General features: G+C 71.2%; 3 protein-coding genes. 1 reads left to right on the forward strand and 2 read right to left on the reverse strand.

The genetic code is table 11. The features are described from left to right. Positions 1-1,179 (reverse strand): alanine racemase (locus FNQ90_RS13010; RefSeq protein ID WP_182606531.1); only part of this gene is annotated, 1,179 nt, incomplete at its 3' end. A gap of 118 nt (positions 1,180-1,297) precedes the next feature. Here FNQ90_RS13010 and FNQ90_RS13015 point away from each other — a divergent pair. After that, complete coding sequence (locus FNQ90_RS13015; protein WP_182606532.1) at positions 1,298-2,509, forward strand: pyridoxal phosphate-dependent aminotransferase; 1,212 nt, start codon at positions 1,298-1,300, stop codon at positions 2,507-2,509. A 186-nt stretch (positions 2,510-2,695) separates the two neighbouring features. Here the strand turns inward: FNQ90_RS13015 and FNQ90_RS13020 are convergent, their stop codons facing one another. Then, entirely contained in the window at positions 2,696-4,540 is a 1,845-nt protein-coding gene (locus FNQ90_RS13020) for a phosphoenolpyruvate carboxykinase (GTP) (protein ID WP_182606533.1), read from the reverse strand. Between the last annotated feature and the right edge of the window lie 202 nt (positions 4,541-4,742).

Consider the following 4,742-nt stretch of genomic DNA (forward strand, 5'->3'; position numbering starts at 1 on the left):
CAACCCCACCCAGTCCCCCACCTCGGGCGGCTCCTCGCTCCCCGAACAGTCCAGGAAGGCGTGCTGGTCCGCCAGACGGGTGACGGTGACCCCCGTGGCCCGCCGCATCCGGTCCGCGGTGTTCCGCACCACCTGCACCTCCGGCAGCCCCAGGTCGTAGGCCACGTCCCGTTTGCCCGCGTTGATCAGGGCCAGTCCGGGTTCGGGGCGGGAGACCACCTGGGCCCACAGCCGGAAGGCGGGCAACAGGTAGCCCTCCTCGGGCATCCGGTTGAAGGGGGTGACCTCCCGGTAGCGGCCGTCGTCGTGACTGATGTAGGCGCCCGAGCGCAGCAACCGGCAGACCGGCCGGGAGAGCGGGGGCAGGGCGGCGAACGCCTCGGCCACCGCGTCGAACCAGGCGCTGCCGCCGGCGCTGATGACGATCTCCGGGGCGTCCCGGAACCGGCCGGCACGATCGAGGGTCCGTGCGAGCGCGCTCAGCGACTTCAACCAGGTCCGTACCCCGGCGCCGTCGGCGTCGGGCAGTTCGCCCTCGTACCCGGCGACGCCGACCAGGGTGAGGGTGCCGGTGGCCTCCACGGCCTCGGCGACCGCCAGCGCGGTCCCGGTGTCCCGCACGCCGGAGCGGGCCCCGGCGGCCCCCAGCTCGATGACGACCTCCACCGGACGGCGGGCACCGGCTCCGCGCAGCGCGCGGTCCATCAGCTCCACGCCCCGCACGGAGTCCACGTACACCACGCAGCGGAAGTGGGGGTCGGCCGCGAGTTCCCCGGCCAGCCAGGTCAGGGCGGCGACATCGACGAGTTGGTTGGCCAGGAAGATCCGCTGCACGCCGAAGGCACGGGCGACCCGGGCCTGGTGCGGGACGGCGACCGTGATGCCCCAGGCACCGTGCTCCACCTGGCGCCAGAACAGTTGGGGGGCCATGGAGGTCTTGCCGTGGGGGGCGAACTCCAGGCCGTGGCGGTCGGCGTACCGGGCCATGCAGCGCAGGTTGTGTTCCACCGCCTCGGCGGAGAGGGTGAGGATCGGGGTGGTGAAGCCGCCCCGGTAGAGGTTGCGCCGCTCGGCCGTGAGCTCTCCCACCGTGCGCCCGGCGGCGTCCGGTGGCAGACCCTTGAACCGGTGGTCGACTCTCTCCCCACCCAGCCGGTCGAGTGCGGTCGCGATGGCCATGGCTGCTGTCTAACAGGCCGGGCGTGGCGGGTCAACGGCGCACCGGCCCCCTCCGCGGGCCGCTCGAGTGGCGAATAACACCGCGCGTCCGTGGCCGGCCCGCCGTATGGTGGCCGCTATGCAGGTGACCCAGTCAACAAAGCTCGCCAACGTCTGCTACGAGATCCGGGGCCCGGTGCTCGAGGAGGCACAGCGGCTGGAGGCGGCCGGTCACCGCATCCTGAAGCTGAACACCGGCAATCCGGCCGCTTTCGGGTTCGAGTGCCCGCAGGAGATCCTCGAGGACATCCTGCGCAATGTCGGGTCCGCCCACGGCTACGGCGACGCCAAGGGTCTGTTGTCGGCCCGGCGCGCGGTGCAGCAGCACTACCAGACGCGGGGCATCGACGTGTCGGTGGAGGACGTCTACCTCGGCAACGGCGTCTCCGAGCTGATCCAGATGTCGATGCAGGCGCTGCTGGACGACGGTGACGAGGTACTGGTCCCCGCCCCGGACTACCCGTTGTGGACGGCGGCGGTCTCGTTGGCCGGCGGGACGGCGGTCCACTACCGCTGTGACGAGTCCTCGGACTGGCTGCCGGACCCGGCCGACATCGAGCGTCGGATCACCGACCGCACCAAGGCACTGGTGATCATCAATCCCAACAATCCGACCGGCGCCGTGTACCCCGTGGAGATGCTGCGGGAGCTGACCGAGATCGCCCGCCGGCACCGCCTGGTGCTGTGCTCGGACGAGATCTACGACCGGATCCTGTACGACGACGTGGAGCACGTTCCCACCGCCTCCGTCGCGCCCGACCTGCTGACGCTCACCTTCAACGGGCTGTCGAAGAACTACCGGGTGGCCGGGTACCGCTGCGGCTGGATGGCGGTGTGCGGCCCCAAGGCCCACGCGAGCAGCTACATCGAGGGTCTGACGATCCTGGCGAACATGCGGCTGTGCGCCAACATGCCGGCGCAGCACACCGTGGCGGCGGCGTTGGGCGGGCGGCAGACGATCGCGGATCTGGTGCTGCCCGGCGGCCGGATCCGGGAGCAGCGCGACGCCGCCCACGAGTTGCTCACCTCGATCCCGGGCGTGACCTGCGTGAAGCCGAAGGGGGCGCTGTACGCCTTCCCCCGGCTGGATCCGAAGGTCTACAAGATCAAGGACGACCGGCAGATGGTGCTGGACCTGTTGCGGGCCGAGCGGATCATGATCGTGCACGGCACCGGCTTCAACTGGCCGGAGCCGGATCACTTCCGGATCGTGACCCTGCCGTCGGTGGAGCAGTTGACCGACGCGATCACCCGGATCGGCACCTTCCTCGACGGTTACGGGCAGTACTGATCCCTCCGTGGTCGCCCCTCCGGTTGGGAGCCCTTCCGACCACCCCCCGAGTCGGTTCCTCCGGCCCGCGCCGGGGGCACGTGCCCCCGGCGCGGCGGAGGCCCCGCACGCCGTTGTGCGGGGCCGGTTCACCGGTCGCGGCGGGGCGGGCGCGGGGCCTCCCGTGCGGTCCGCGCCCGCCGTCGGTCAGCCGAGCCGGTCGACCAGGGCGTGGTACTCGTCCCACAACTCCTTGGGCGTGTGGTCGCCGAAGAGCTCCAGGTGCCCGGGGACGAGGGACGCCTCACGGCGCCACTCCTCGGGGTCGACCTCCAGCAGGAAGTCCAGCTCCTCCCGGGTCAGGGCCAGCCCGTCGGTGTCCAGCGCGGCCGGCGTGGGCAGCACGCCGATGGGGGTGGGAACGCCCTCGGCGGTTCCGCGCAGTCGCTGCACGATCCATTTGAGGACCCGGCTGTTCTCGCCGAAGCCGGGCCACACGAAGCGACCGGTGTCGTCCTTCTTGAACCAGTTGACCCAGTAGATGCGGGGCAGCTTCGCGGGGTCCGCCTTGGCACCGACCTCCAGCCAGTGGCCGAAGTAGTCGCCCATGTTGTAGCCGCAGAAGGGCAGCATGGCGAAGGGGTCGCGGCGCAGTTCGCCCACGGTTCCCTCGGCGGCGGCGGTCTTCTCGGAGGCGATGTTGGCGCCGAGGAAGACGCCGTGCCGCCAGTCGAAGGACTCGGTGACCAGCGGGACGGCGGTGGCCCGGCGTCCCCCGAAGAGGATGGCGGAGATCGGGACGCCGCGCGGGTCCTCCCACTCGGGGGCGATGGTCGGGCACTGGGCGGCGGGCACGGTGAACCGCGCGTTGGGGTGGGCCGCGGGGGTGCCGGAGTCCGGGGTCCAGTCGTTGCCGCGCCAGTCGGTGAGGTGTGCCGGGGGTTCGGCGGTCATCTCCTCCCACCACACGTCCCCGTCGTCGGTGAGGGCGACGTTGGTGAAGACGGAGTTGCCCCACAGGGTGCGCATCGCGTTGGCGTTGGTGTGCTCGCCGGTGCCGGGCGCGACGCCGAAGAAGCCGGCCTCGGGGTTGATCGCGTACAGCCGACCGTCCTCGCCGAACCTCATCCAGGCGATGTCGTCGCCGATGGTCTCGACCTTCCAGCCGGGGATCGTGGGCTCCAGCATGGCGAGGTTGGTCTTGCCGCAGGCCGAGGGGAAGGCGGCGGCGATGTAGACGGGCTCACCGGCGGCGGGGTCGTCGGCGGGCGGGGTGAGCTTGAGGATGAGCATGTGCTCGGCGAGCCAGCCCTCGTCGCGGGCCATGACGGAGGCGATGCGCAGGGCGTAGCACTTCTTGCCGAGCAGGGCGTTGCCACCGTAGCCGGAGCCGTAGGACCAGATCTCGCGGCTGTCGGGGAAGTGCGAGATGTATTTGGTCTCGTTGCAGGGCCACGGCACGTCGGCCTCGCCCTCGGCCAGCGGGGCGCCGACGGAGTGGACGGCCCGCACGAACCGTCCGTTCTCCCCGAGCCGCTCCAGGACGGGGGTGCCCATCCGGGTCATGGTCCGCATGGCGACGGCGACGTAGGCGGAGTCGGTGATCTCCACGCCGAGCGCCGAGAGCGGGGAGTCCAGGGGGCCCATGCAGAAGGGGACGACGTACATCGTCCGTCCGCGCATGGAGCCGCGGAAGAGGCCCTCGGGTCCGGTGAAGATCTCCCGCATCCGGTCGGGTGCCATCCAGTGGTTGGTGGGACCGGCGTCCTCCTCCCGCTCGGAGCAGATGAAGGTCCGGTCCTCGACCCGGGCGACATCGGTCGGGTCGGAGGCGGCCCAGTAGGAATCGGGCCGCTTGTCGGGGTTCAGCCGGGTGAAGGTGCCGGCGGAGACCAGCTGCTCGCACAGGCGCCGGTACTCCTCGTCGGACCCGTCGCACCACACGACGCGATCCGGCCGGGTGAGGGTCGCGATCTCGTCGACCCAGGCGCTGAGTTCCTGGTGGCGGGTGGGGACCGGGGTACTGGTGGGAGCCGTCGGGATGGGCGCCACGGTATCGCTCCAGTGAGGGTTTCGAGGGTTGTGTCGGCCCCGTGGGGGCTGCGACCCGAATGCGTCTTCCGCTCATTCGGTGTCGACCACGCTCATCTGAGTTTCCCAAGCGTTCACGTCTGTGTCCAGTGCGGCTCAGGTGAGCATCGCCACTCGCGCCGGTGGTGTGAACCGGCGCCCGTGGCCGCGCGGTCCCCCGACC

It is taken from the genome of Streptomyces alkaliphilus (genome assembly GCF_014141535.1).
Taxonomy (GTDB): domain Bacteria; phylum Actinomycetota; class Actinomycetes; order Streptomycetales; family Streptomycetaceae; genus Streptomyces; species Streptomyces alkaliphilus.